This window comes from Arthrobacter sp. GAS37, from assembly GCF_044908325.1.
Taxonomy (GTDB): Bacteria; Actinomycetota; Actinomycetes; order Actinomycetales; family Micrococcaceae; genus Arthrobacter; species Arthrobacter ramosus.
On record NZ_JBIYDB010000055.1, the window covers coordinates 1 to 21,611 of the forward strand.

At 62.0% G+C, this 21,611-nt stretch carries 26 protein-coding genes, 1 tRNA gene and 1 pseudogene; 17 read left to right on the forward strand and 11 right to left on the reverse strand.

The features are described 5' to 3' along the window. Positions 1-1,059: 1,059 nt before the first annotated feature. Entirely contained in the window at positions 1,060-1,806 is a 747-nt protein-coding gene (locus tag ABH924_RS23150; RefSeq protein WP_404502631.1) for a potassium channel family protein, read from the reverse strand. 230 nt (positions 1,807-2,036) lie between these two features. Here ABH924_RS23150 and ABH924_RS23155 point away from each other — a divergent pair, with 230 nt between their 5' ends. The 4 genes and pseudogenes from ABH924_RS23155 (at position 2,037) to ABH924_RS23170 (ending at position 4,439) form a co-directional block, all read left to right on the forward strand. Next, positions 2,037-2,519, forward strand: coding sequence for a DUF3761 domain-containing protein (locus ABH924_RS23155; RefSeq protein ID WP_404502633.1), 483 nt, complete (start codon positions 2,037-2,039; stop codon positions 2,517-2,519). A gap of 52 nt (positions 2,520-2,571) precedes the next feature. Continuing rightward, positions 2,572-2,727: pseudogene (locus ABH924_RS23160) on the forward strand (DUF4236 domain-containing protein); the annotation flags it as partial. A gap of 66 nt (positions 2,728-2,793) precedes the next feature. Further along, the gene (locus ABH924_RS23165; protein ID WP_404502677.1) at positions 2,794-3,213 is read left to right on the forward strand and encodes a hypothetical protein; all 420 of its coding nucleotides are present in this window, start codon (positions 2,794-2,796) and stop codon (positions 3,211-3,213) included. An 83-nt stretch (positions 3,214-3,296) separates the two neighbouring features. Continuing rightward, positions 3,297-4,439 carry a hypothetical protein gene (locus ABH924_RS23170; RefSeq protein WP_404502635.1) on the forward strand — a complete coding sequence of 381 codons (1,143 nt, stop codon included), beginning with the start codon at positions 3,297-3,299 and terminating at the stop codon, positions 4,437-4,439. A 452-nt stretch (positions 4,440-4,891) separates the two neighbouring features. On the opposite strand, the gene ABH924_RS23175 is transcribed toward ABH924_RS23170, so the two are convergent. From ABH924_RS23175 to ABH924_RS23195, 5 genes are all read right to left on the reverse strand, one after another. Next, complete coding sequence (locus ABH924_RS23175) at positions 4,892-5,362, reverse strand: TspO/MBR family protein (protein WP_404502637.1); 471 nt, start codon at positions 5,360-5,362, stop codon at positions 4,892-4,894. A gap of 176 nt (positions 5,363-5,538) precedes the next feature. Further along, positions 5,539-6,204 (reverse strand): hypothetical protein, encoded by a 666-nt coding sequence (locus ABH924_RS23180; RefSeq protein WP_404502639.1) that lies wholly within the window; start codon positions 6,202-6,204, stop codon positions 5,539-5,541. A gap of 368 nt (positions 6,205-6,572) precedes the next feature. After that, a complete protein-coding gene (locus tag ABH924_RS23185) occupies positions 6,573-7,202 on the reverse strand; it encodes an HNH endonuclease (protein WP_404502641.1) in 630 nt (209 codons plus the stop codon). A gap of 112 nt (positions 7,203-7,314) precedes the next feature. Further along, the gene (locus ABH924_RS23190; protein ID WP_404502643.1) at positions 7,315-7,512 is read right to left on the reverse strand and encodes a hypothetical protein; all 198 of its coding nucleotides are present in this window, start codon (positions 7,510-7,512) and stop codon (positions 7,315-7,317) included. A 127-nt stretch (positions 7,513-7,639) separates the two neighbouring features. Next, complete coding sequence (locus ABH924_RS23195; protein WP_404502645.1) at positions 7,640-8,362, reverse strand: hypothetical protein; 723 nt, start codon at positions 8,360-8,362, stop codon at positions 7,640-7,642. A gap of 44 nt (positions 8,363-8,406) precedes the next feature. Here ABH924_RS23195 and ABH924_RS23200 point away from each other — a divergent pair, with 44 nt between their 5' ends. Then, complete coding sequence (locus tag ABH924_RS23200) at positions 8,407-8,730, forward strand: tyrosine-type recombinase/integrase (protein WP_404502675.1); 324 nt, start codon at positions 8,407-8,409, stop codon at positions 8,728-8,730. Between the two features lie 19 nt (positions 8,731-8,749). Here ABH924_RS23200 and ABH924_RS23205 read toward each other — a convergent pair whose 3' ends face one another. Next, positions 8,750-9,241, reverse strand: coding sequence for a YajQ family cyclic di-GMP-binding protein (locus ABH924_RS23205; protein ID WP_234748976.1), 492 nt, complete (start codon positions 9,239-9,241; stop codon positions 8,750-8,752). A gap of 186 nt (positions 9,242-9,427) precedes the next feature. Between ABH924_RS23205 and ABH924_RS23210 the strand changes: the two genes are divergently transcribed. Then, positions 9,428-9,688 (forward strand): hypothetical protein, encoded by a 261-nt coding sequence (locus ABH924_RS23210; protein ID WP_234748977.1) that lies wholly within the window; start codon positions 9,428-9,430, stop codon positions 9,686-9,688. Between the two features lie 134 nt (positions 9,689-9,822). Beyond that, a tRNA-Tyr gene (locus ABH924_RS23215) sits at positions 9,823-9,904 on the forward strand. Positions 9,905-10,069: 165 nt separating this feature from the next. Here the strand turns inward: ABH924_RS23215 and ABH924_RS23220 are convergent. Further along, entirely contained in the window at positions 10,070-10,294 is a 225-nt protein-coding gene (locus ABH924_RS23220) for a hypothetical protein (RefSeq protein ID WP_404502647.1), read from the reverse strand. Between the two features lie 139 nt (positions 10,295-10,433). Between ABH924_RS23220 and ABH924_RS23225 the strand changes: the two genes are divergently transcribed. Further along, a complete protein-coding gene (locus ABH924_RS23225) occupies positions 10,434-10,979 on the forward strand; it encodes an acyl-CoA thioesterase (protein ID WP_404502649.1) in 546 nt (181 codons plus the stop codon). Between the two features lie 111 nt (positions 10,980-11,090). After that, a complete protein-coding gene (locus tag ABH924_RS23230; protein ID WP_404502651.1) occupies positions 11,091-11,462 on the forward strand; it encodes a thioredoxin family protein in 372 nt (123 codons plus the stop codon). Here ABH924_RS23230 and ABH924_RS23235 read toward each other — a convergent pair. Continuing rightward, entirely contained in the window at positions 11,459-11,737 is a 279-nt protein-coding gene (locus ABH924_RS23235) for a putative quinol monooxygenase (protein WP_404502653.1), read from the reverse strand. The genes ABH924_RS23230 and ABH924_RS23235 overlap by 4 nt on opposite strands. A 102-nt stretch (positions 11,738-11,839) precedes the next feature. Here ABH924_RS23235 and ABH924_RS23240 point away from each other — a divergent pair, with 102 nt between their 5' ends. The 3 genes from ABH924_RS23240 to ABH924_RS23250 all read left to right on the forward strand — a co-directional run bounded on the left by ABH924_RS23240 (position 11,840) and on the right by ABH924_RS23250 (position 14,572). Then, positions 11,840-13,513, forward strand: a complete 1,674-nt coding sequence (locus tag ABH924_RS23240) for an AMP-binding protein (protein ID WP_404502655.1) — start codon at positions 11,840-11,842, stop codon at positions 13,511-13,513. Between the two features lie 138 nt (positions 13,514-13,651). Beyond that, positions 13,652-14,017: a hypothetical protein gene (locus tag ABH924_RS23245; protein ID WP_404502657.1), complete on the forward strand. Its 366-nt coding sequence runs from the start codon at positions 13,652-13,654 to the stop codon at positions 14,015-14,017. 15 nt (positions 14,018-14,032) lie between these two features. Then, the gene (locus ABH924_RS23250; RefSeq protein ID WP_404502659.1) at positions 14,033-14,572 is read left to right on the forward strand and encodes a hypothetical protein; all 540 of its coding nucleotides are present in this window, start codon (positions 14,033-14,035) and stop codon (positions 14,570-14,572) included. A 74-nt stretch (positions 14,573-14,646) separates the two neighbouring features. Here the strand turns inward: ABH924_RS23250 and ABH924_RS23255 are convergent, their stop codons facing one another. After that, positions 14,647-15,639, reverse strand: a complete 993-nt coding sequence (locus ABH924_RS23255; RefSeq protein ID WP_404502661.1) for a DNA-3-methyladenine glycosylase family protein — start codon at positions 15,637-15,639, stop codon at positions 14,647-14,649. 138 nt (positions 15,640-15,777) lie between these two features. On the opposite strand from ABH924_RS23255, the gene ABH924_RS23260 reads away from it, so the two are divergent. Next, positions 15,778-16,185: a VOC family protein gene (locus tag ABH924_RS23260; RefSeq protein WP_404502663.1), complete on the forward strand. Its 408-nt coding sequence runs from the start codon at positions 15,778-15,780 to the stop codon at positions 16,183-16,185. A gap of 108 nt (positions 16,186-16,293) precedes the next feature. Here the strand turns inward: ABH924_RS23260 and ABH924_RS23265 are convergent, their stop codons facing one another. Then, positions 16,294-16,722: a VOC family protein gene (locus ABH924_RS23265; protein WP_404502665.1), complete on the reverse strand. Its 429-nt coding sequence runs from the start codon at positions 16,720-16,722 to the stop codon at positions 16,294-16,296. Positions 16,723-16,871: 149 nt separating this feature from the next. Here ABH924_RS23265 and ABH924_RS23270 point away from each other — a divergent pair, with 149 nt between their 5' ends. The 4 genes from ABH924_RS23270 to ABH924_RS23285 all read left to right on the forward strand — a co-directional run bounded on the left by ABH924_RS23270 (position 16,872) and on the right by ABH924_RS23285 (position 21,467). Beyond that, positions 16,872-18,257, forward strand: a complete 1,386-nt coding sequence (locus tag ABH924_RS23270) for a cystathionine beta-synthase (RefSeq protein ID WP_404502667.1) — start codon at positions 16,872-16,874, stop codon at positions 18,255-18,257. Positions 18,258-18,271: 14 nt separating this feature from the next. Continuing rightward, on the forward strand, positions 18,272-19,435 hold the full coding sequence (locus ABH924_RS23275) for a cystathionine gamma-synthase (RefSeq protein ID WP_404502669.1): 1,164 nt from the start codon (positions 18,272-18,274) through the stop codon (positions 19,433-19,435). Positions 19,436-19,593: 158 nt separating this feature from the next. Continuing rightward, positions 19,594-20,121, forward strand: coding sequence for a winged helix-turn-helix transcriptional regulator (locus ABH924_RS23280; RefSeq protein WP_404502671.1), 528 nt, complete (start codon positions 19,594-19,596; stop codon positions 20,119-20,121). Further along, positions 20,118-21,467, forward strand: coding sequence for an MFS transporter (locus ABH924_RS23285; RefSeq protein WP_404502673.1), 1,350 nt, complete (start codon positions 20,118-20,120; stop codon positions 21,465-21,467). The genes ABH924_RS23280 and ABH924_RS23285 overlap by 4 nt, the downstream gene beginning before the upstream one ends. Positions 21,468-21,611: the final 144 nt, after the last annotated feature.

A 21,611-nucleotide genomic window follows, 5' to 3' on the forward strand; every position in this document is an offset into this window, starting at 1 on the left:
GGCGGCCGAATGAAGTCCACTATAGTTACCAGCAGCCGGCCACGGCAGCGTAGAAAAACCACCAATCCGCTGTCCGAAAACTCCTAAGCAGCCCAAAGACACCTTCAGGAGTACCGGGCCCTCTTGGATGGAGTTGGCAGCCAGTGCCCGTTAACGTCCCACACCATCGCCCATCAAACCGCAGGCTAAGCCGGTAACGTCAGCACGGGCTGCCAAGGAGCCATTGGGCCATGGCCATTGCAGGGTTCTAGGCACTATGCTGACCGCATGTTGAGTCGCGTGTTACCAAACTCTCGACCTTGGATGTTGCCAGCGCTGGCCCTGTCGACTGGTTTATTAGGGTGGCTGCTTACGTCCCAAATACTGCACGGAGGCGGTCCAACGGATCCTTCAGGCAGCTTGTGACTATGGTCTTGGCGGTCGTTGCTCTCACCCTCTGCAGTTGGTCCCTTGTCATGTGGCGGCGACAACTGCAGTCCTCGCTCCATGCACGTCATCGACTAACCGACCGCACGGGACATGACACGTTCCGCAGGACGAGGTACTGGTCAGCAATTGCATTTGCATGCGGCGTGCCGGTCGGTCTTCTCCTTGCCGTGGTTGCGGGACCGTCTCCGTGGACGGGCATCATATTTGCGTTCATTATTGGTGCTCCTCAGCTCGGTATCTGGTTTCACTACCTCGTTGGGTCTTCTGGTTCGCTTCCGGGCGACGGCACCCGACCTCACTAGGAATAGACGCGCCGCCTCGTTGAACGCTCCGTGGAAGCTTTGAAAGAAGGACTGCGACTTTAGGGCGTCCATTTCCGTCGCTTTTTCGCCCTCGCATTTGGAACGGCACTTGGTCGGCTGTCCGCTCTGACCACTGCCGAGGCGTCCCGCCTTAATGGCAAGACAGCCGCTTGTGTTCGAGGAAGGCCTTCACGGTTAGAGCTGCCTTCCCCTGCGATCCCGCTCTTCCCTGCGGGCTTCTTCCTCGTTCCAGAAGGGTGTGTCGGTGCGGCGTGTCGGAACTGGCGATCACTCTCGAACGTTGAGGTTCTTTGCGTGCGTGCCAAGCCTATGGATGCTGTTGACCTGAGGCCTTCACGGGGTCTGCTTCCATGAGGGCGGTGAGTCGTTCCACTTGCTCGGAAAGCCGCTGGATTTCGAGGCGAAGGGGTTCCTCCGCCTTCACCGTTGCGCTTGAGGCCCCAAGGGAAACCTGCTCCACCAGCCATGACGCAACCGATGCCGTTACCACCCCGAGGACCGCGATGCCGCAGACCATCAGGCCAGCCGCAACGCAACGACCCGTGAAGGTAACGGGATAGTGGTCGCCATAGCCAACGGTCGTGATAGTCACCAGAGCCCACCATAGCGCGTCTCCGAAATTGCGGATGTTCGCGCCGTATGCGTTTTCTTCGACATCGAGAACAGCCAGCGCTCCGCAATAGGTCAAGAGCAAAGCGGCGCCCAGGACGAAGGTGACAATCCGTCCTCTCAGCGCGGCCCCGGCCGTCTTGCGGAGCACTTGCAATAGAGTCACTAGCCGGAGCAAGCGCAAAGGACGCAGGACCGGCAGGGCGAGGATCAGGAGCTCGTGAAGGTTCCGCATGAACCACCGTCCCCGCTGCGGCGCGAGTACAAGGTTCGCCAGATAGTCCACAACGAACAGTCCCCACGTTAGCCAGACAATCGCATCGACCACGCCAGACGCCTGTTCCTGCAGGTTTCCGATGACTTGGACGGAGTACGCCGCGAGGAAAACAACCGCGGCCACAATGAGAGGCCACTCCGCATAACGGCGCCACAGTTGTTGAGTCATGGGTGCATCGTAAAGCAAGACACAAGCGCCACGAGCCGTCCGGCAGGTGCGGCTTTCTAGAGTCGCCAGCCTGTACCGTCGTCCGGGTTGATGTATTGGGTTGGAGCGCCCATCAGCCCGAACCGGGCATTCCCCAAAGCGCGGGCAGCTTTCCGTTAGCGCCGCAGTGCTATCTTTTCCCGGCCCCCAGGCATATTCTTTCCTCAATTCGTTGGCCTATTGGGGGAATCATGGTCTCATCCCGCTCCATCCAGCGCGCCCTTGTCGGCGCGGCCGTCGCCTTGGCGCTTGCCGCGTGCGGTGCACCGGCCTCACAAGTACGCAACGTGCCAAGCGAGACCTCGGTTGTTACCTCAACCGCATCGCCGACGGCAATCACCACGCCGACAACTTCAGCGCCATCACCGTCTCCCACCGCAGCCGTTACAACGCCAGTTGCCGTTGCACCACCTCCGGTACAGGTACCGGCACCCGTCGCGCCAGTACCAGCCGCCCCTGCACAGCCAGCTCCAGTCGAGCCAGCTCCTGCTGTACCGGCCCAGCCTGCTCCGGCCGCACCTGTGGACCCCGCCCCGGCCCCCGCGGCCGCGGCACCGGCGCCAGCCCCGGGTGGCGGTGCTACCGCATTGTGCGTTGATGGCACATATTCATTCTCCGCAAACCACCAAGGCACCTGCTCACACCACAAAGGCGTGGCTGTCTGGTACAAGTAAACCCCGGCAATTTCCAACTCGCTGCCACGAACATCAACCCTAAGGACGCTTCATGGGAAGTTTCAGAGTACGCCGATCCAAGAGTTTCGGGCCTGTGCGGGTAACCGTCTCCAAACGAGGTGTTTCGACGAGCATCGGCAAGGGGCCCGTTCGAATCACGAAGCGAGCTGACGGGAAGGTAACCAGAACTGTGAGGGTCCCTGGCTCGGGGATCTCCTACGTGAGCACCTCGGGTTCCTCGCGGAAGCGTCCCGTCGGACAGGCGTCTAAGTCCATGACTCCCTCCCGTCCCCCGAAACTGGTCATTGTCGATGAACAATGGCGAGCGCTTCTCATGGCTGACGGGACGGCACCGGCTCTGACCTACCAGCGCGACTTCGTGCGCATAGCAGTTCGGCGGGCAACCGGAATCAAACCGAGTCTAGAGCACCTCACTATCGGGCAGGCTGAACGGATCCTCAGCGCTTTGAATGCTGACGTTGCTCAGCTATACAAATCAGGACGGAACAGCCCATCGATCACGAAGGTCGCCACTGTTGGTAAATGGGTGACCCTTGCGATCGTCGTGCTCCTCGCGACGTTCGCCGTCCCAGGCGGGTTTGTCATCGCCCTCGGCATCATCGTGAGCTTGATCATCAGCGGTGTGCGCCGCCGGGCACGACAAGAATGGGAAGACCACCTTCTATCGACCTGAGCGCGGGCAGCCTCAGTTTCGCTGTCGTGGCCACGAGCCGGCAAAGAGCACTTGGACAAGTCGGAACGAGCGGAAGGTAAACGATGAATCTTTTTGAGCTGTTCAGGCGAAAAACCCAACTTGTAGCGGATCCGCAGCCCGGCCCCGTGGGTCCCATCGGCGAAGGGGTCTCGGGGGGTCACCCAGCCGCGGACTCGGTGAAGACCGCTTGGTCGGATGCGGCATTGGAAGCAGGGCGTGCACTCCGGCTGGCGGTCGAGAATTCGGATTCGATTGCTGCCAAGGCTGCGGCGGCCGCTCGAAGTGACGCTGAGGACCGGGCACGCGGATACGCGGGCAGTGATGGATTCATCCTGTTTGACGCAGTCAGCGTTGAATTGGCGTTGACATTCCACGCGCCCGAGACCGTCGGATTCGACGGTAATCGCCTCGATGAGGTTAGGTTGGCCCTTGCGTTCGGGACGGCCTTGGGGGTGCCGTCGAGTGAAAGCGTCCTGGCGACACTCCTCGGGGCTCCTCTTCCTGCGTGGGAGCAGTTCGAAACCGAAAAGGCGGGATGGTTATCGTCCGGAGTGCGTCCAAGCATGTGGGCCGGTGTTCTCCTTGAAGAAGACCCGGACATGTCGTGGCAACCGGAATCACTGTCCAACCTAAGCTTTGACGCTCGCCAAGTGCTTGCCCTCCCCAAGCTGGTACGTCGCCGGATTGCCGTCACGCGCAAGTTCCTCGCCGAACGAACCCTGCTCCCGGAGGATCGCATGGACAGCGCCATCCTTGAGCTGACAGCCGCTGGCCTGGCCTCGACACCCACGGCAGCGGAGCGCCTGTCGAGCCTGACAGTCGAACAACTAAAGGTTGCGATGGGTGTTCTCGAAGTGGCCGCACGCGGCACGAAGGCTGCACTCGTGAAGGCCATAGCCGCACTTCCAGATGGACAAGTCAACAACTACCTGATGACAAACCATCCGGACGCACTCCAATGCGAACTGACTGTCGGGATCGGGGCTGACAAGGCCGCGAAATGGCTGGTCGAATATTCCACTCTGATGGCGCACTGGCTTGTTTTTTCGCTCACGACGGCAAGATGGACTTCAGTGGAAGGCAACTCGCCGACAGAAGTCCTCCGCGCTGATGACTGCCCGGAATGTATGAATCCAAAAAGGGCTGAGCCGCCCTTCCATATTGGATGTAGGTGCATCCTGACCTACGCGGGGATGAGTCTCTGAAACTTTGAGCGTTGGAGGTTTCGGGGGAGTTCAGGAGTTGATGTCCGCGAGGCGAAACAGAAGTCGGCGTGGAAGACAAGGCCTTCCCGCTGGCATGCGCGAAGGCTTAGGCTGCGAGTCACCGTCTCCGCGCATGATCTCAACATGTCATATTGGGGGACGGTGAGCGTCCCGTCCAGGTTGTTCAATCTGGACGGGCGTTTCCGTTCCCTCTGACACCCCTTGCGCAAGACCGAGCATGCCATGGTCATCCCCTCCCAGTGACGTGGGGAAGCTCCTAGCGGCATCTGAGGTCTGGCTCCTGCGGCCTGCGGTTCGGGTGAAGCGTCCGCGGTGCAGCGGTGATATCGACTTCCTGTGCCGTACCTGGCCGTTCGGAGGCATTGGAATACATGGCATTGCCCGAGATTGCTCACCCAAGTCCCATAGTTTGAACTGCCGACAGGGGTTGGTCAGTTGTTGGCTGCGGCGTAGAAGTTCAGGCTGGCGGAGAACACAATCCAGGAAATGTAGGGCAGCATCAGCAGTCCTGCTGTCGTGCTTATGGGGCCAAATCGGATGACGGTGGCCGTCACGGCCAGAGCCAGTGCGGCGATGAGGAGTAGGGCCAGCCATAGTGCGGCATGGCCCCACACCGGGTACATGCCGAAAAAAGTCGGTGCCCACGCGAGATTGAGCAGCATTTGGACACCGTACGCCGTCATGGCTCCGCGGGCATGGGCCGAGCGCTGGCGCCAGACCAGCCACGACGCTATGGCCATCGCCGTGTACAGCACTGTCCAGACCGACCCGAAAACCCAGCCCGGCGGCGTCCAGGGCGCTTTGTTGGCCGTGGCGTACCAGCCGGAGGCATTGCCAATGATGGCCATCGACCCCAGCAACGATACTGCGTAGGAGAGAGCGAGAAATCCCAAGAGTGCCATGACTTGACGCCCGGGACCCCACCGGGCCGTCGGAGCGGGCCCGCTTGTTTGTTCAGATCCTGCCGGCACTGGTCCACCTTGTTCAATCGAGGGTTGGACTTACAGTCTGGCAGTCTGCCGGCCCCGCACAGAAGACAAAGCTTACCCAACCACCTACTAGATGGATCCGTGTGGCGTCAGCTCTGATCTCGGTGGTTCACGAACGCGACGCACTGTCCTTGGTTCTTGAACTGTGGATAGTCCGTCCAGCCATCTTTTTTGCATTGATCCTTGGCGGTGGGGGCCAGTCCCTGAGATGTCAGGAAGCTCTCTGTGAAGGGATGGCCGTGTTGTAGCGCTGCTGATGCAGTACCTGCATCGGTGTTGGTGTGGCCTCCCGATGAAATCGCTGCCGAATAGGTCAGGGAGGGGGCGGTGAAAACAGCGAGGGCCGGGTGGTGACGGCCCCCGAGTGAGCAGAAAGCGGTTCCGCTGGCGTCAGGTGCCAAGTCCTTGGTGCCGGTCACCTCCCCTGTCACGCTCGTGATGGTAAACGTGGCGTGGAAGGCGGTCAGCGGGTGCGTGTTGTCGGGCAGAGCGGGGCCGCCGGCCGTGACGGAGACATCCTCGACGAATGTCCCCGGGTACGGCCCGTTGGCGGTTCCTTGGAAGTGGAATGTGAACGTCCCTGTGCCATCACCGTTCGTGCAGCCTGTAAGGTCGCTGCTGGGGAATGCCTGGTCACCGGTGAAGGTTTCCCCGGTCAGGGTTGGTGGAAGGGTGTCGGCTTGCGCTGCAGTGGATCCGGTCAGCAGTCCCGCGAGCAGCAGGCAGGGTCCGAGAATCAGCTTTATCGTTTTCATTGTCTTGCCCCATTTTCCTGGTTTGTCGTTTGATGATGCCTCGCTCTCGGCCCGTCGGCAGTCGGGGCTCAGGCGTGGCAATCCGGCCCATCCCGTCGTGGCATGGACACTGTCCGTGACTTTAGAACCGCGGAGACCTGCAGTCGCGAGTGCTTCCTACTTGTTTCCGTGTGGACCGTAGGCTTATGGACAATCCGCGGGGTCAGCCGATGACGCGCTCCGGGCTCCATCCCACAGGACAAGAAGAAAGCCCCCACGCGAGTTGGGGCAACTCAAGCGTGGGGGCTTCCCTGGTGAGCGGCGCCTCCGCAAATGGGTCAGTTTGCATATAGATCAGGAGCCATTCCTCGGCAACGGGTGGAATTCCGTCAGTTGGTGTGACGGTCTATATGGCCAAGTTGGCACAGCTGAAGCATTGGCTTCCGGGAATCGAGATCTTGGCGGTGCATACCTATATAGGCACTAGCTTGGCCAGATCTCAGACTAAGGTCGTCAATCTGATCTTGGAGTGAACGGAACTTTGACTTGTCGGCGCGGCGTCCAGCGTCCTCCAGCCGCTTTTGCTCCCGCCGCGCCCACCGTAGCTCCCTGCTAATTTCCTTCAGTTCGGTTTCTCGACGGCTAATAAGCATGTGGAGCCATAAGTCTGGATGGTTGCGCCTGAAAACCATGCGCTCTAGATTGCGCCGGTATTCCGCCGGTGAGCATTGGTCTGCCGCACGGTCTGATTTCAGAATATTGCAAGCTCTGTGGGATAGCCTGACGTTCCCCCAGACGTCCTGGCCCCCGGCGGATACGGGGATAACGTGATCGATCTCGGGGCTGCGAGGATCCAGATCGCGTATCTCCAGGTCGACAGGTCCTTGGCAAAGCCAGCAAATTCCCTTGTCGAAGTAGTAGAGATCCACTACTGCAGTACGGCGCGTTTTCAAGATTGGTATCTCCGCCCGCGAGGCAGTCTCGATTCTAATTTCTACTGATCGGTCTTTTCTACCCACATCAACACCTCGCCTCAAAGGTTACAACGACGTCCCCCGCGAAGGGCCGGGGCTGGACGGTACAGGAGCCCAGCCCTTCGCGAAGTCTAGTGATTTCCCTAGGCTGCGGGGTTTAGCCTGCCGTCACTTGCTCGGCGGCAAGCCGTATCCCGTGGACGGCGCCGGCGAGGTATGCCCTCTGCGCTTTGGTGGCCTCGAGGGCCCCTGCGTCAATGAGCTCAAGGATGCCTTCGATCTGTTCGGCCAACTTGCCTGCCACGGAGGAGGAAACCTGTTCGATTGCGTGCTCTGGCCCGCCTTTGGTGCTCATGGTCCGATTCTCCTGCATGTTCGGTGGGGGTGTCTGGGTCTAGTCCCACAAAGGGGCGCCTTCTATTTCGTGCCATGGCCTTACTGTTGAAGTGTTTTGGTCACGGTCATTCCGGGCTTGCATGACGCTAGTTGAGCTTTACCCATCCAGCGGACCCGCGGTAGATGTATTGGCCTGCGCCGGTTCCGCTGACGACGGTTGTCGGGGTCGCGGGTGAGTACACCCAGTCGCCGTCTGCTGGGGTGAGTGTGAGCGTGTTGAGGGCGAGTGAAACGCGATCGGCCCGAGGGATTCGCAGGGTGGTGGTGCTGACCTGAGTGATGACGTTCGCGCCCGCGCCTGTGGACGTCGTCCCGTCCAGGGTGAGAGTAAGCGTTGACGTGTCCACACGGGCGATGTTGTTCGGGGTGTCGATATTGTCGCCACGGAATGAGATATCCGCCTGGCGGCTGCCACTGATGAACACAGGGTGGGTGCAGCCGATGAGATTCACGTCGCGCACCGTGGCTTTGCAGATCAATGATCCAGTTGCCCCAGCTCCGATCCTGAACAACTCTTTCGGATTGGTCAGGTTCAGATTGCCTATCGCGGCGTTCTGTAGCTGCGCTACCGAATTGGCGAAGTTGATGCCGTGGTTATCGCTACTGCCGCCAGTGAATGTTATGACCCATTCGCGGGCGTAGAGCATCTGGCAGATTCCGTTGAGGTTCAAGATCGGACCGTCGACGGTCACGCCTGGGGCCGTGGCGATGCGGTGCATGATCAGCGTCTTCACATTGGAAGCATTGGTGCCGTCATAGGTATTTAGGCAGACGGCAGCGTTGCCCACAGTGCTCGCCAGATACGTCAACCCGTCTACCTCAATGGAGTCAAGGGTTCGGCGATGAGAAATGGCTGTTTGGTTACGGCGGAACCTACTTCAATCGCAATTCGGCGGCGGATCGCTGGAAGCAGGCCCGTGAGGCTGCCGGCATAGGCGGGTTCACGCTTCATGATCTCCGGCACTTCTACGCCTCCGGCCTTGTCGCTGATGGGTGCGACGTCGTGACAGTGCAGCGGGCACTAGGCCACGCTCAGCCTTCTATCACTTTGAACACGTACTCCCACCTGTGGCCGACTGCCGAAGACAAAACGAGGACCGCAGGATCAAGGTTGATCGCTGCGGTCCTCGGGGATTCTGCGGACTCTGTGCGGACTGGGGAAGCAACTTCCCCGTAATCACGCGGCAGAACCGGCCTTAGCTGCGGAAGTTAACGAACTGGAGATCGACCTCTTCGAACTTCTTCAGGATGTTCATGGTTTCCTGCAGGTCATCGCGGGACTTCGAGGTGACGCGGAGTTCGTCGCCCTGGATCTGGGACTTGACGGACTTCGGGGCTTCGTCGCGGATAATCTTGTTGATCTTCTTCGCGATGTCCTGGGCAATGCCCTCCTTGATGGAGCATTCCAGGCGGAATTCCTTGCCGGAGGGGTAAGGCTCGCCCTGGTCGAGGGACTTCAGGGAGATGCCACGCTTGATGAGCTTGGACTGGAATACGTCCAGGACAGCGAGAATGCGGTCCTCGGAGTTGGCCTTCATGAGGATCTTTTCGCCGCTGAAGTCGATCTCGGCGCCGACGCCCTTGAAGTCGTATCGCTGTGAGATTTCCTTCTGGGACTGGTGGAGCGCGTTGGCGACTTCCTGCTTGTCTACCTTGCTGACGACGTCGAATGTGGATTCGCCTGCCATGACTCTCCTTTAATTGGTGCGTTGCGGCCCCGAAGCGGGCGGCTTTGTCTGCCAACCAGCCTAATACGGAAGCGCCCGGGGTGTGCTGAGCGTTCACAGTTCACTCACAGCACACACAGGGCCGGAACTGAGACTGCCCCGACAGAGTTGTATCAGTTTGAAGAGCCCATCCTGAAAGGGAGCACTATGAGCAACCAAGCCGTCCGCTACGTCACCAAGTCAGCCGCTGCCGCCGCCGGTTCAATCGGAGTCGCCGCCGCCACCGCCGCAACCGCGGTTGCAGCCGCAGCGCTAGCAGCCTCCGTGGTCCTGAGCCCGGTTCCTGATGCGGCATCGCGGATGGATGGCGTCCACGCGGACTTGTTGCGGGCCGTGCAGCTCAACCAGATCACGCCGGAACAGGCGGCCAGTTTCGAGGCCAAACTGGCTGGCCGGATACTTGGTTAGCCTGAGATTTCCGCCGATCCTCTGGCCTCGCTGCCTCGATTCGATTCTTCGGCAGAAGTTCTGTAAGGTTGTCTTGCTCGCGCTTACCGGATCGGAAACGAAACGATGATCGGGAGTGACTTCTTTTGAAGTTCGGCAGATTACCCGAGCGGCCAAAGGGGGCTGACTGTAAATCAGCTGGCAACGCCTACGGGGGTTCGAATCCCTCATCTGCCACAAAATTAAATCCCCGGAACCAGTGGTTCCGGGGATTTTTTTGTGCCTCCGTTGTTTGGGCGGGCGGTTCGACGCGGAAAATCGCCTACGAGGCGCAAATGGACCCTCGACACCCGAATTCGGGTGTCGTCAAGGATTTCGGTTGTCGACGGCGGAAGTCCAGTTTTAGCTCGCGCTGCCCGGCTCCAGCCAGTATCCGTCCTGGTGGTGCACGAGTTGCCGGCCCAGGGCTCCGGACAACTGGATCCAGAGCGTGCTGCGATCCTCAGTCATGCCGTCCAAGGTGCCTACGATCCTGTTGCCGCGGGTGTCCTGCAACACCAACTCCTGGTGGAGCGGCAGTTCCGGCCACACATCTGCGTGTGCCCTGATGGTTTGGGTGGTGCTCACGGGATCTCCTTGGTGCCTTCTGCAATTTGTTTTCAGACATTCTTCCCGCGGCATGTGAACCAGCGGTAAACGACATGCCATGTAGCGACACACAAAACGAGGCTGTCCCGAAATGTTACTGCGGAGTAACATGGCGGTTATGCATTTGCTTCTCCGAACCCTTTTGCTCTTGTTCACATCGTCCAGGCGGAGCCGGCTCAGCGTTTGGGGTACGTCCTCGTTGACCATGCGTGTGCTGCCCACGGACATCGACATTGCAATGCATGTCAACAACGGCATGTATTTCTCGCTGATGGATCTTGGACGCTTCGATCTCATGGTGCGCGCAGGGATTTGGCAAAAGATGCGCCGCCGGGGCTGGAGTCCCGTGGCTGCGGGGGAGACCATCGCGTTCCGGAAGTCGTTGCAGCTTTGGCAGCAATACACCATCGAGTCCAAGATCATCGGGCTCGATTCCAAGGCAATCTACTTCGAGCAACGCATGGTGGTGGACGGCGAGATCTACGCCCGCGCGCACATTGCCACCCGACTTGTAGCCAAGGGCCGGCCCGTGAGCCAAGAGGAAATCCTGGCCGAGTTCGGCGAGCCTCCCGCAGACCTCGAGCTTCCGGAATGGATCCACGAGTGGCGCGAGAACAGTGCGCTCCCCGGCGCCCGGAAGGCCGCCCCGCATCTCTGGCACTAGGCGAAGGTGCCGGGCGGCGCCAAGCCGACCACCCGACGTCGTGCTTTATTCCCGGTTTGCCGGGTAGCGAACAAGGGCGACTTCGAACGCCCCGTCGCGTACCGTGGAAGCATGGCTACAGTTGAAATCACCGGGGAGCAGTTCGCGTCGACCATCGAGGGCAATGACATCGTCCTGGTGGATTTCTGGGCTGCGTGGTGCGGCCCTTGCAGGCAGTTTGCCCCCACATACCAGGCCGCTTCCGAGAAGCATGACGATGTCTTCTTCGCCAAGGTGGACACGGAGGCCGAGCAGCAGCTCGCTGCCGAGGCCGGTATCTCCTCCATCCCCACGCTCATGGCGTTCCGCGAAAAGGTCCTCGTGTTCTCGCAGCCGGGCGCACTTAATGGACCCCAGCTGGAGCAGGTCATCGAGGCCGTCAAGGGGCTCGACATGGATGAAGTCCACGCGCACATCGCAAAGCAGCGCGCAGAAAACTCTTAGAGGCGCTCGAGCTTCGCCGGCTCGGCCAGCAGCGCGCTGAGGGATTCGTTGAGGTCCTGGACCGCGATGCCCTTGGAGTGGATGTCGAGGTGTTCCTCGGAGGCCCACTGCTCGGTCAGGACCAGCTTGTCGTCGTTGGCTTCGGTGAGTTCGTAGCGGATGCAGCCGGGTTCGTTCACCACTTCGTCGATCGCGATTTCCAGCGCGAGCTTGACGCGGAAGAATTCGCCGTCGTTGGGAATGAACGTGGCCTGCAGGTCAATGGGTGCACTCATGGGATTCACATTACCGGCTGGCCCGGCAAGCCCCTGAAATATTTTGTAGGACTTCCAAGCAAAAGTCTTCTCTTGGCCCCGCGGAGTTGGTAGCGTGCGTTCATGCTTTCCTACACCGCCGGGGACACTGACGTCCCGCTGCTTGAAGAGACCATTGGTGACAACTTTGAACGAGTCGCAGCGCGATTTCCGCTGCGGGACGCTCTCATCGAAGCCGCGGTGGTGCCCGGCGATGAGGCCAGGCGCTGGAGCTACGAAAAACTGAACGACGACGTCGACCGGCTCGCGCGTGCGCTGCTCGCCTTGGGCGTCGCCAAGGGTGACAGGGTAGGCATCTGGAGCCCGAACTGCGCCGAATGGACCATCCTGCAATACGCCACGGCGAAGGCCGGTGCGGTCTTGGTCAACGTCAATCCTGCATACCGCAGCCACGAACTCGAATTCGTGGTCCGGCAGAACGGCATGCGGATGCTGGTGGCCGCGCCATCGGACAAGAACAGCGACTATGTGGGCATGGCCCGGGAGGCCTTGGCCAGCTGTCCTGAGCTTCGGGAGTTGGTGTTCCTTCCCGATCTGGGACTGGACATGCTCAACGCAGGCGAACCGCAAACTGACGCCGAGCTGACGTACGCCGAGCTACTCAAGCGGGCGGACGACGTCGCGCCCTCAGCGCTCAAGGTTCGCATGGCGGAACTGGACCCGCACGATCCCATCAATCTGCAATACACCTCAGGGACCACAGGTTTTCCCAAGGGCGCCACGCTGACCCATCACAACATCCTCAACAACGGCAACCAGATCGGCAGGCTGCTGGGATACACGGAGCGCGACCGCGTGGTTCTACCGGTGCCGTTCTACCACTGTTTCGGCATGGTCATCGGGAACCTGAACGCCCTGAGCTTCGGCGCGGCCACGATCATTCCCGGCCGCGGATTCACCCCGGCCGCCGCCCTGGAAGCGGTGCAGGATTTTGGCGGGACCTCGCTGTATGGCGTGCCCACGATGTTCATCGCCGAGCTGTCTTTGGCGGATTTCGCGTCTTACGACCTCTCCACGCTGCGCACCGGCGTCATGGCCGGCTCACTGTGCCCTATCGAGGTCATGGAGCGCGTCATCGCGGAGATGAACATGCGGGACGTGGCCATTTGCTACGGAATGACCGAGACTTCGCCCGTGTCCACCATGACCCTCGCGGCTGACACCCTGGAGCAGAGGACCACGACAGTAGGGCGCACGATGCCCCGGCTCGAGTCCAAGATCGTGGATCCAGGCACTGGCGAAACCCTGGAACGCGGGGAGATCGGCGAACTGTGCACGCGGGGCTACGCCGTAATGGCCGGGTATTGGGGCCAGCCGGAGAAGACAGCCGAGGCAATCGACGACGACGGCTGGATGCACACCGGCGACCTTGCCCGGATGGACCTGGACGGTTTCATCGTGATCGAAGGCCGCATGAAGGACATGGTCATCCGCGGAGGAGAGAACGTCTATCCCCGCGAAATCGAGGAGTTCCTGTACCGGCATCCCGCCATCCAGGACGTCCAGGTCATCGGGGTTCCTGATGCCAGGTACGGCGAAGAGCTGATGGCCTGCATCATCCTCAAACCGGGAGCAGCTCTGGACTTGGACGGAGTGCAGGAGTTCTGCCGCGGCAAACTGGCCCATTACAAGATTCCGCGTTACGTGGATGTCCGGGAGAGCTTCCCCATGACGGTGTCCGGCAAAGTGCGCAAGATCGACATGCGGGAAGAAGCGATCGCCCGCCTCGGACTCTGATTTCTGATCCAACGCGGGGTCACTTACGGCCCATGTCGGGCAGCAACATGGGCCGTAAGTGACCCCGCGTTGGCGTGGCTGAAAGTTTGCCTGTGGATAACTCCTTGCCGGGGTCAAATTGCGGACAAACTGGATCCCATGGTCCGCATCAATCCGCTGCCGAAGGAACTCAGTAACCGTCCTTTCACGGTCTATGAATCCCGCATACTTGGCGTCGCACCGAAGCGGCTCCGGGCCAGGGACGTGTCCGACGGCGGCCGCCTGATCTATTTGCCTGCGGGTCGTGAGTTTGCGTTTGCCGAACGGGCACGGGTCCTTGCCGTGGCAACACCGAGTGCCTGGGTGTCCCATGAGAGCGCCGCGGTACTGAGCCGGCTCGGCCTTCCTCCGTGGCTTGGCAACGGCGAGGCGGTCCACCTCAGCAAGCCCCATGAGCTTCCCCGGGTCCGCAGGAGCGGAGTGACGGGGCACCGAGTCCGGGTCCTCCCGGGCGAAGTCACGTAAATAGACGGAATTCCGGTGTCCTCCCCGTCCCGGACGTGGCTTGACCTGGCGCATCAGTTGCCGCTGCCGTACGTGATTGCCATGGGCGACCAGTTGATCCGCATGCCCCGGCCGCGCCTTGAAGGAAGGACGGAGCCCTACGCAAACAAGGAAGGGCTGCGCCTCCTGATCCGGCAGCATCCGAACATGAAAGGCGTCGAGAAGGCCCGGCTTGCCCTCGAAGACATGCGGGTCGGAGCAGACTCGTTTCCGGAGACATTCCTGCGGCTGGCCATGGTGGATGCGCGATTGCCTGAACCGGAATTGCAGCTCCGCCTTGATCCGGACGATCCGTGGTCGCCTTCCGCGGACCTGGGGTACCGGCGGTTCCGGATCGCCGTGCAGTATGACGGTGCCCCGCATCTCACGAGGGAACAGCAGACAAAGGACAACCGGAGGGACGAGGCTTTCACCGGCGCCGGCTGGTCCTACTTCAAGGTCAACGCGGATGACCTGGCCGAAGGGTTCGCCGGCCTCATTGTCCGGATCAAGCGGGCGAAACTCCGCTCCGTCTAGGCCAACGCGGGGTCACTTACGGCCCATGCCGGGCAGCAACATGGGCCGTAAGTGACCCCGCGTTGCTAGTGACGCTAGTGTCCTCGGTGGTCCTGGATGGTCATCCGCGGTCCGAACGTCGGTTTGCGGAAGCCGCTGAGCCCGAGCATCCGGACTACCCGCTGCCGGTGCCCGCGCCACGGCTCCAGCAGGGCGATCATTCCGGCGTCGTCCGTTTTCCTGCCCGTGAGCGCGTAACCGACGTACGAGGCCAAATGGTAGTCGCCCACCGCGATTGAATCCGGGCAGCCATGGGTCCGCTGGACAACCTCGGCAGCCGTCCAGATGCCAATGCCCGGAATGGTCAGCATCTTGGCCCCGGCTTCCGCCGCGCTGAGTGAGGCGAGCCGTTCAAGCGCGACGGCGGATCGCAGCGCCCGCATGACTGTTGCGGAACGTTGGGGACCCACGCCGGCCTTGTGCCACTCCCATGAAGGAATGGCCAACCACTGGGCGGCGGTCGGCGCGACGAGCAGGCCCGACGGCAGGCTCGACGTCGAAAGGCGGCCGGCGCTAGGGGCTGCGGTTCCGTACCGGTACATCAGGTAGCGGTAGCCCCGCCGGGCTTCGATAGTTGTGACCTTTTGCTCAAGAATCGTGGGCACGAGGGAGTCCACCACACGCCCGGTGGTAGGTAAACGGACGGCGAGGTTCCGGCGACGGGCTTCCCTGACCATCCGCGGAAGGGTGGCATGGAACGCGGCGTCGTCGAAGCCGGACCAGTCGTCCCCGCTCCCCAGCAGCGCAGGCACAGAGGCGATGGCGGAATCGGCACCGGAGCCCCAGGCCTGGGCATCGATATGCGTGTCTTGGCCGGTTCCCGCGGAGGTGAGGCGCAAGGTAGCCGGACCGTCCGGCGTCGTGAAGGCCATCCACACCCCGTCCTGCCGCGCCGCGAACGAGGGATCGCCGTTGCCGCGCATGAGGATTCCCAAGGTCTGCAGAAGGTCTAAGGAGCCGCCGGGTTGCCATCGCACGGACGCGTCGGCCGCAGCCGCTGCGGCCGGTGGGGCATCGACGATGGTCATTCATTCATAGTCGCATGCCCGCCTGACAACACTCGAAAGAGCGGCGGTCGAGCCCCTTACGCCGCGAAACCCACACGACTAGACTCCACGTGTGGCGCGGGGCGTCTGCGCCTTCCATGACAATCTCAGGAGAACGCAATGGCTGGTGTTGTGCATTTTGAAATCCCCGCGGACGACACGGAGCGGGCCAACACTTTCTACCAGGGTGCCTTCGGCTGGATGCTCAACCCCATGCAGGAGATGGACTACACGATCGCGATCACCACGCCTTCAGACCCGCAGACGGGTATGCCGAGCGCACCCGGGGCCATCAATGGCGCATTGTTCCCGCGCTCGGAAGAGCTGAAGACACCCATCATCACGGTTGACGTCGAAGACATCGAAGCTTCGCTTGGCCAAATCGAGGGTGCGGGCGGTTCGGTGGTCAAAGGCAAAGATGCTGTTCCGGGCATGGGCTACTACGCCTATTTCAAGGACACCGAAGGCAACATCCTGGGCCTCTGGCAGACCGACTCTTCGGCAGGAAGCCCTGCACCAGCTGAGTGAGCGCTTGCTCGCGGGCTAGTTTCACGCTGATCCCGGGGCTTGTTTGTGATTCCGGGGCTTGTGCCCGCGGTCTCGCAAACAAGCCCCGGGATCGTCCCGGGATCGTCCCTATTCCCCGAAGCGCCCGCGGGCCTCTACTGGAATCAACGGCTTGTCGGCGCGGACCTTGAGTTCCTGCACCGCCCAGGTGTTGCCGTCCGGATCGCTGAAGCCGAAGAACGTGCCGCCGTCGCGCTCGTCAAAGACGGTGATTTCACTGGCCTCGACCCCGCGGCCGAGCAACTCCTCGCGTGCAGCGCGCGCATCCACGACCACAAGTTGAAGGCCTCGCATTGAACCCGGCGCCATCTCATTCTGCGCCGGCAGGTCTCCGACGACGATCGAACATCCGGAGCCCGGCGGAGTCAGCTGCGCCACATGCATGTGCTCGTTCGTGGTGTTGTGGTCAAGGTTGAAGCCCACCTTGTCGCGGTAGAACTCGATGGCACGGTCAATGTCACTCACAGGGAGCACAACCACTTCGAGGGTCCAATCCATGGTGCATGTCCTTTCCTTGGAGGGTGTCCCCGCTAGCTTGCCCCGCGAGGCCATCCCTTGGCTAGACGTGGACGGCCAGACTAAGACCCGCCACCGCCCGACCCTCCGCTGCACCGAAGCACTCCCGACCAAGCGGTAACTTGGTACCTATGAAGTACGCCCAGTCCGTCCTGGACCTCATTGGCAATACACCGCTCATCAAGCTCAACCACGTGACCGGGGACATCAAAGCCACCATTCTGGTGAAGCTCGAATATGTGAACCCCGGCGGCTCCATCAAGGACCGCATCGCGGTGAAGATGATCGAGGAAGCAGAGCGGGACGGAAAGCTCAAGCCGGGCGGAACCATCGTGGAACCCACCTCGGGCAACACGGGCGTCGGACTTGCCCTGGTGGCCCAGCAAAAGGGTTACAAGTGCATCTTCGTTGTCCCGGACAAAGTGGGAGAGGACAAGCGCGCCGTGCTTCAGGCGTACGGCGCCGAAGTTGTGGTCACTCCCACGTCCGTGGCCCCGGACAGCCCGCAAAGCTACTACAGCGTCTCCGACCGGCTCGTGTCCGAGATCCCCGGAGCCTACAAGCCGGACCAGTTCTCCAACCCCGCCGCCCCCGGCAGCCACTACGAAACCACCGGGCCGGAGATCTGGCGTGATACCGATGGGAAGATCACCCACGTTGTGATTGGCGCCGGCACGGGCGGCACTATCACCGGCACGGGCAGGTACCTCAAGGATGTGTCCGCCAACCGGCTGGAGTCCGACGGCGGCCGGGTCAAGGTTATCGGCGCGGACCCGGCAGGCTCGGTCTACTCGGGCGGAACCGGGCGGCCCTACTTCGTGGAGGGCGTCGGCGAAGACATGTGGCCGGCCAACTACGACAAGAGTGTGCCGGACGATGTCATTGCCGTGAGCGACGCCGATTCCTTCGAGATGACCCGGCGCCTGGCCCGCGAGGAAGGCCTCCTGGTGGGCGGGTCCTCGGGCATGGCAGTGGTTGCCGCGTTGCAGGTGGCCAAAGACCTTGGCGAGGAGGCCGTCGTCGTCGTGATCCTGCCGGACTCCGGCCGCGGCTACCTGGCGAAGATCTTCAACGACAAGTGGATGCGCTCCTACGGTTTCCTCTCCGGCGGCGAGGAAGCCTCGGTTGGCGAGGTTTTGAAGTCCAAGACCGGCGAGATGCCGGACCTCGTCCACATCCACCCCAACGAGACCGTCCGCGACGTCATCAACATCATGAACGAATTCGGGGTCTCGCACATCCCGGTCCTCTCGCAGGAACCGCCTGTGGTCATGGGCGAGGTCCTCGGGGCCGTCGATGAGCGCACGCTGACCACCAAGCTGTTCCGCGGCGAGGCGAAATTGACCGACAAGATCTCCGAGCACATGGGGGAGCGCCTGCCCGTGATCGGCTCGCTGGAAACCATCTCCGCCGCTCGCGAGCTGCTGTCCGACGTCGACACCGTCATGGTGACGTTCGTCGGAGCTCCCGTGGGCATCCTGACCCGCCACGACCTTCTCGCCTACCTGAGCAACTGACACTAGGAGTTCATATGTCTGCAAACGAAGCAGGATTCAACACGCGTGCCGTCCACGCCGGCCAGGCCTTCGAACCCCGCACCGGCGCCGTGGTTCCGCCGCTGCACTTCAGCTCGACGTATGCCCAGGACGGCATAGGCGGTTTGCGCGACGGCTACGAATACGGCCGCGGCACCAACCCCACCCGCGATGCGCTGCAGGAACAGCTCGCCGCGCTGGAAGGCGGAAGCCACGCATACAGCTTCAGCTCGGGCCTTGCCGCGGAGGACTCCCTGATCCGCGCCGTTGCCCGGCCCGGCGACCACATCGTTCTCGGCAACGACGCCTACGGCGGAACCTACCGGCTCATCAACCGCGTGCTCGGTGAGTGGGGCATCGGCAACACACCAGTGGACATGTCCAACCTTGACGCAGTTGCCGCGGCCGTCGCGGCCAACAAAACCCGCATCGTCTGGGTGGAAACTCCTTCCAACCCGATGATGAAGATCACCGATATCGAGGCGCTCGCCAAAGTAGCGCACGACGCCGGTGCCCTCCTGGTGGTCGACAACACCTTTGCTTCGCCCTACCTGCAGACCCCGCTCGCCCTGGGTGCCGACGTCGTGGTCCACTCGACCACCAAGTACATCGGTGGCCACTCGGACGTCGTCGGCGGCGCGATCGTGGTCAAGGATGCCGAGTTGGCAGAGAAGATCGGCTTTGTGCAGTTCGCTGTCGGCGCCGTGTCCGGACCCATGGATGCTTTCTTGACGACCCGCGGCCTCAAGACGCTCGGCGTGCGCATGGACCGCCACAGCGAGAACGCCCAGGCCGTCGCCGAGTGGCTGCTCGAGCGCCCTGAAGTTGAAGCCGTGCTGTATCCAGGCCTGCCTTCCCACCCGGGCCACGAGCTCGCGGCCAAGCAAATGAAGAAATTCGGCGGCATGATTTCCGTGCAGTTCAAGGGCGGCGAAGCTGCGGCCCGCAAGGTGGCGGAGTCCACCCAGGTGTTCACGCTGGCCGAGTCCCTGGGCGGCATCGAGTCCCTCATGAACTACCCCTCGGAGATGACGCACGCTTCGGTCAAGGGCACGGAGCTGGCCGTGCCGGTCAACCTGATCCGGCTTTCCTGCGGCATCGAGGACGTCGAGGACCTGATTGCGGACCTTGAGCAGGCGATCGGCAACATCGCCGACTGAAAGCCCCTCCATTTCTGACCTTCTTTGATTCACGGATCGGCCGGGACACGCCATCACAGCGGCGCGTCCCGGACGATCATCGCTCAAACATGGTCAGGATTGGTGTGCCCTTCGCAAAAACCCTAGCTTTCTTTAGAAAAGCCAGATAATCTCAATCCATGCCTTTACGATCCGACTGGTCCGAGCGGACGTGCAGCCTGGCGCGCGGGCTCGATATCCTCGGAGACCCCTGGGGAAGCCTGGTGCTACGGGAGGTCTTCTTCGGCAACGGCCGCTTCGACGCCATCAAGTCCCGTCTCCACGTCGCGGACAACGTCCTGAGCAAAAGACTGGGTTGGCTGGTTGAAGCCGGCCTCCTTGCCCAGCGGCCTTACCTGGACGGCGCTCGGACGCGCCAGGAGTACGTCCTCACCCCCAAGGGCGAGGATGCGTTGCCTGTCTTGAACGCCATCATCCTCTGGTCCGAAAAACACCTCCACGCCCCGGCGGACAACGCCCACATGCGCGTGATCCACAACGGTTGCGGACTGCCGACGGCGTCGGCTGATACCTGCTCCCACTGCGGGTCCCGGCTGACCGCCGCCAACACCAGCTGGCATAGCCTCACGCGGTCTGAACACCCGTTGGCTTTGGCCACTGCCCCCGCCAGACGTGACCTCCCGAACGAATCGGAGCCCTCCGCATGACCGCACCCAATCCCACCAAACTTTCCGCCGGCAAGACCCCGCGGAAGCGGCGCCTCCACCCCGCTTGGATGGTGGCCGCCGTCGCGTTCCTGGCACTTGTGGGCGCAGCCGGATTCCGGGCAGCGCCCGGCGTGCTTATGGTGCCGCTGCAACAGGAATTCGGCTGGTCAACAACCGTCTTGTCGCTCGCAGTGAGCATCAACCTGGTGTTGTTCGGCCTCACGGCGCCCTTCGCTGCCGCGCTCATGGAACGCTTCGGAATCCGAACGGTCACCTCGATTGCCCTCTGCCTGATCGGCCTCGGTTCCGCGCTGACGGTGTTCGTCAACCAGTCCTGGCAGATCCTGCTGACCTGGGGTGTGCTGATCGGGCTCGGCACCGGATCCATGGCCCTGGTTTTCGCGGCCACCATCGCCAACACGTGGTTCTCCAAGAACCGTGGACTCGTGATCGGCATCCTGACGGCGGGCAGCGCCGCCGGGCAGCTTGTGTTCCTGCCCTTCATCGCGGTGCTTGCGCAGAGCCCGGGCTGGCGCGGCGCCTCGCTGCTCATCGCAGCCGGAGCGCTTGCCGTAGTGCCGCTCGTGCTGCGCTGGCTCAAGAACTCACCCGCCGACGTCGGGGTCCAACCTTACGGTGCCGAAGAAGAACAGCCGACGACGGCGGAAGTCGCCCCGGTTGCGGACGCCACCTATGCTGAAGGCGCCAAGACGCCCAACGCCGCCGTGCGGGCACTGCAGGTCCTCAAACGCGCCAGCAAAGTGCGTACTTTCTGGGCCCTGGTTGCCGGTTTTGCCATCTGCGGTGCTACCACCAACGGCCTGATCGGCACGCACTTCATTCCCTCGGCGCACGACCACGGTATGCCGGAAACCACAGCGGCAGGCTTGCTGGCCGTCGTCGGGATCTTCGACATCGTGGGCACCATCGCGTCCGGTTGGTTGACGGACCGCTTCAATCCCAAGGTGCTCCTGGCTGTGTATTACCAGTTCCGCGGGGTCGGGCTGCTGGTGCTGCCCGTGCTTTTGGGCTCCACGGTGCAACCGAGCATGATCCTGTTCGTGGTGGTGTATGGCCTGGACTGGGTTGCCACTGTGCCCCCGACGGCGGCCATCTGCCGGAAGGTGTTCGGGGCGGACGGTTCGGTGGTGTTCGGCTGGGTCTTCGCGGCGCACCAGCTCGGGGCCGCGGCTGCCGCGTTGCTCGCGGGTTACATCCGCGACGCCACGGGCCACTACACCTATGCATGGATCGGCGCTGCCGCGATGTGCACGGTGGCCGCGGTCATCAGCGCGACAATCCGCAAGGATGCGGGGAAGAAGGAACCCGTCCCGGTCGGAGCCTAGGGCGGCAGTCGCTGGAAGCTGATATGTAGGTCTGGTTGTCAAGAGGCATGGATGAGCGGCTCCTGGCTTTTGGTTCAGGGGGCCGCTCATCGTATGCCGGCCGGTCGTGGTGAAGGCGTTGGCGGGTCTTTCTCGACTGGGCAG

Coding starts and splice junctions, on each gene's coding strand:
- ABH924_RS23150 (WP_404502631.1), bottom strand. CDS start 1,806: ATGACTCAACAACTGTGGCGCCGTTATGCGGAGTGGCCTCTCATTGTG.
- ABH924_RS23155 (WP_404502633.1), top strand. CDS start 2,037: ATGGTCTCATCCCGCTCCATCCAGCGCGCCCTTGTCGGCGCGGCCGTC.
- ABH924_RS23165 (WP_404502677.1), top strand. CDS start 2,794: ATGACTCCCTCCCGTCCCCCGAAACTGGTCATTGTCGATGAACAATGG.
- ABH924_RS23170 (WP_404502635.1), top strand. CDS start 3,297: ATGAATCTTTTTGAGCTGTTCAGGCGAAAAACCCAACTTGTAGCGGAT.
- ABH924_RS23175 (WP_404502637.1), bottom strand. CDS start 5,362: ATGGCACTCTTGGGATTTCTCGCTCTCTCCTACGCAGTATCGTTGCTG.
- ABH924_RS23180 (WP_404502639.1), bottom strand. CDS start 6,204: ATGAAAACGATAAAGCTGATTCTCGGACCCTGCCTGCTGCTCGCGGGA.
- ABH924_RS23190 (WP_404502643.1), bottom strand. CDS start 7,512: ATGAGCACCAAAGGCGGGCCAGAGCACGCAATCGAACAGGTTTCCTCC.
- ABH924_RS23205 (WP_234748976.1), bottom strand. CDS start 9,241: ATGGCAGGCGAATCCACATTCGACGTCGTCAGCAAGGTAGACAAGCAG.
- ABH924_RS23210 (WP_234748977.1), top strand. CDS start 9,428: ATGAGCAACCAAGCCGTCCGCTACGTCACCAAGTCAGCCGCTGCCGCC.
- ABH924_RS23225 (WP_404502649.1), top strand. CDS start 10,434: ATGCATTTGCTTCTCCGAACCCTTTTGCTCTTGTTCACATCGTCCAGG.
- ABH924_RS23230 (WP_404502651.1), top strand. CDS start 11,091: ATGGCTACAGTTGAAATCACCGGGGAGCAGTTCGCGTCGACCATCGAG.
- ABH924_RS23235 (WP_404502653.1), bottom strand. CDS start 11,737: ATGAGTGCACCCATTGACCTGCAGGCCACGTTCATTCCCAACGACGGC.
- ABH924_RS23240 (WP_404502655.1), top strand. CDS start 11,840: ATGCTTTCCTACACCGCCGGGGACACTGACGTCCCGCTGCTTGAAGAG.
- ABH924_RS23245 (WP_404502657.1), top strand. CDS start 13,652: ATGGTCCGCATCAATCCGCTGCCGAAGGAACTCAGTAACCGTCCTTTC.
- ABH924_RS23255 (WP_404502661.1), bottom strand. CDS start 15,639: ATGACCATCGTCGATGCCCCACCGGCCGCAGCGGCTGCGGCCGACGCG.
- ABH924_RS23260 (WP_404502663.1), top strand. CDS start 15,778: ATGGCTGGTGTTGTGCATTTTGAAATCCCCGCGGACGACACGGAGCGG.
- ABH924_RS23265 (WP_404502665.1), bottom strand. CDS start 16,722: ATGGATTGGACCCTCGAAGTGGTTGTGCTCCCTGTGAGTGACATTGAC.
- ABH924_RS23270 (WP_404502667.1), top strand. CDS start 16,872: ATGAAGTACGCCCAGTCCGTCCTGGACCTCATTGGCAATACACCGCTC.
- ABH924_RS23275 (WP_404502669.1), top strand. CDS start 18,272: ATGTCTGCAAACGAAGCAGGATTCAACACGCGTGCCGTCCACGCCGGC.
- ABH924_RS23280 (WP_404502671.1), top strand. CDS start 19,594: ATGCCTTTACGATCCGACTGGTCCGAGCGGACGTGCAGCCTGGCGCGC.
- ABH924_RS23285 (WP_404502673.1), top strand. CDS start 20,118: ATGACCGCACCCAATCCCACCAAACTTTCCGCCGGCAAGACCCCGCGG.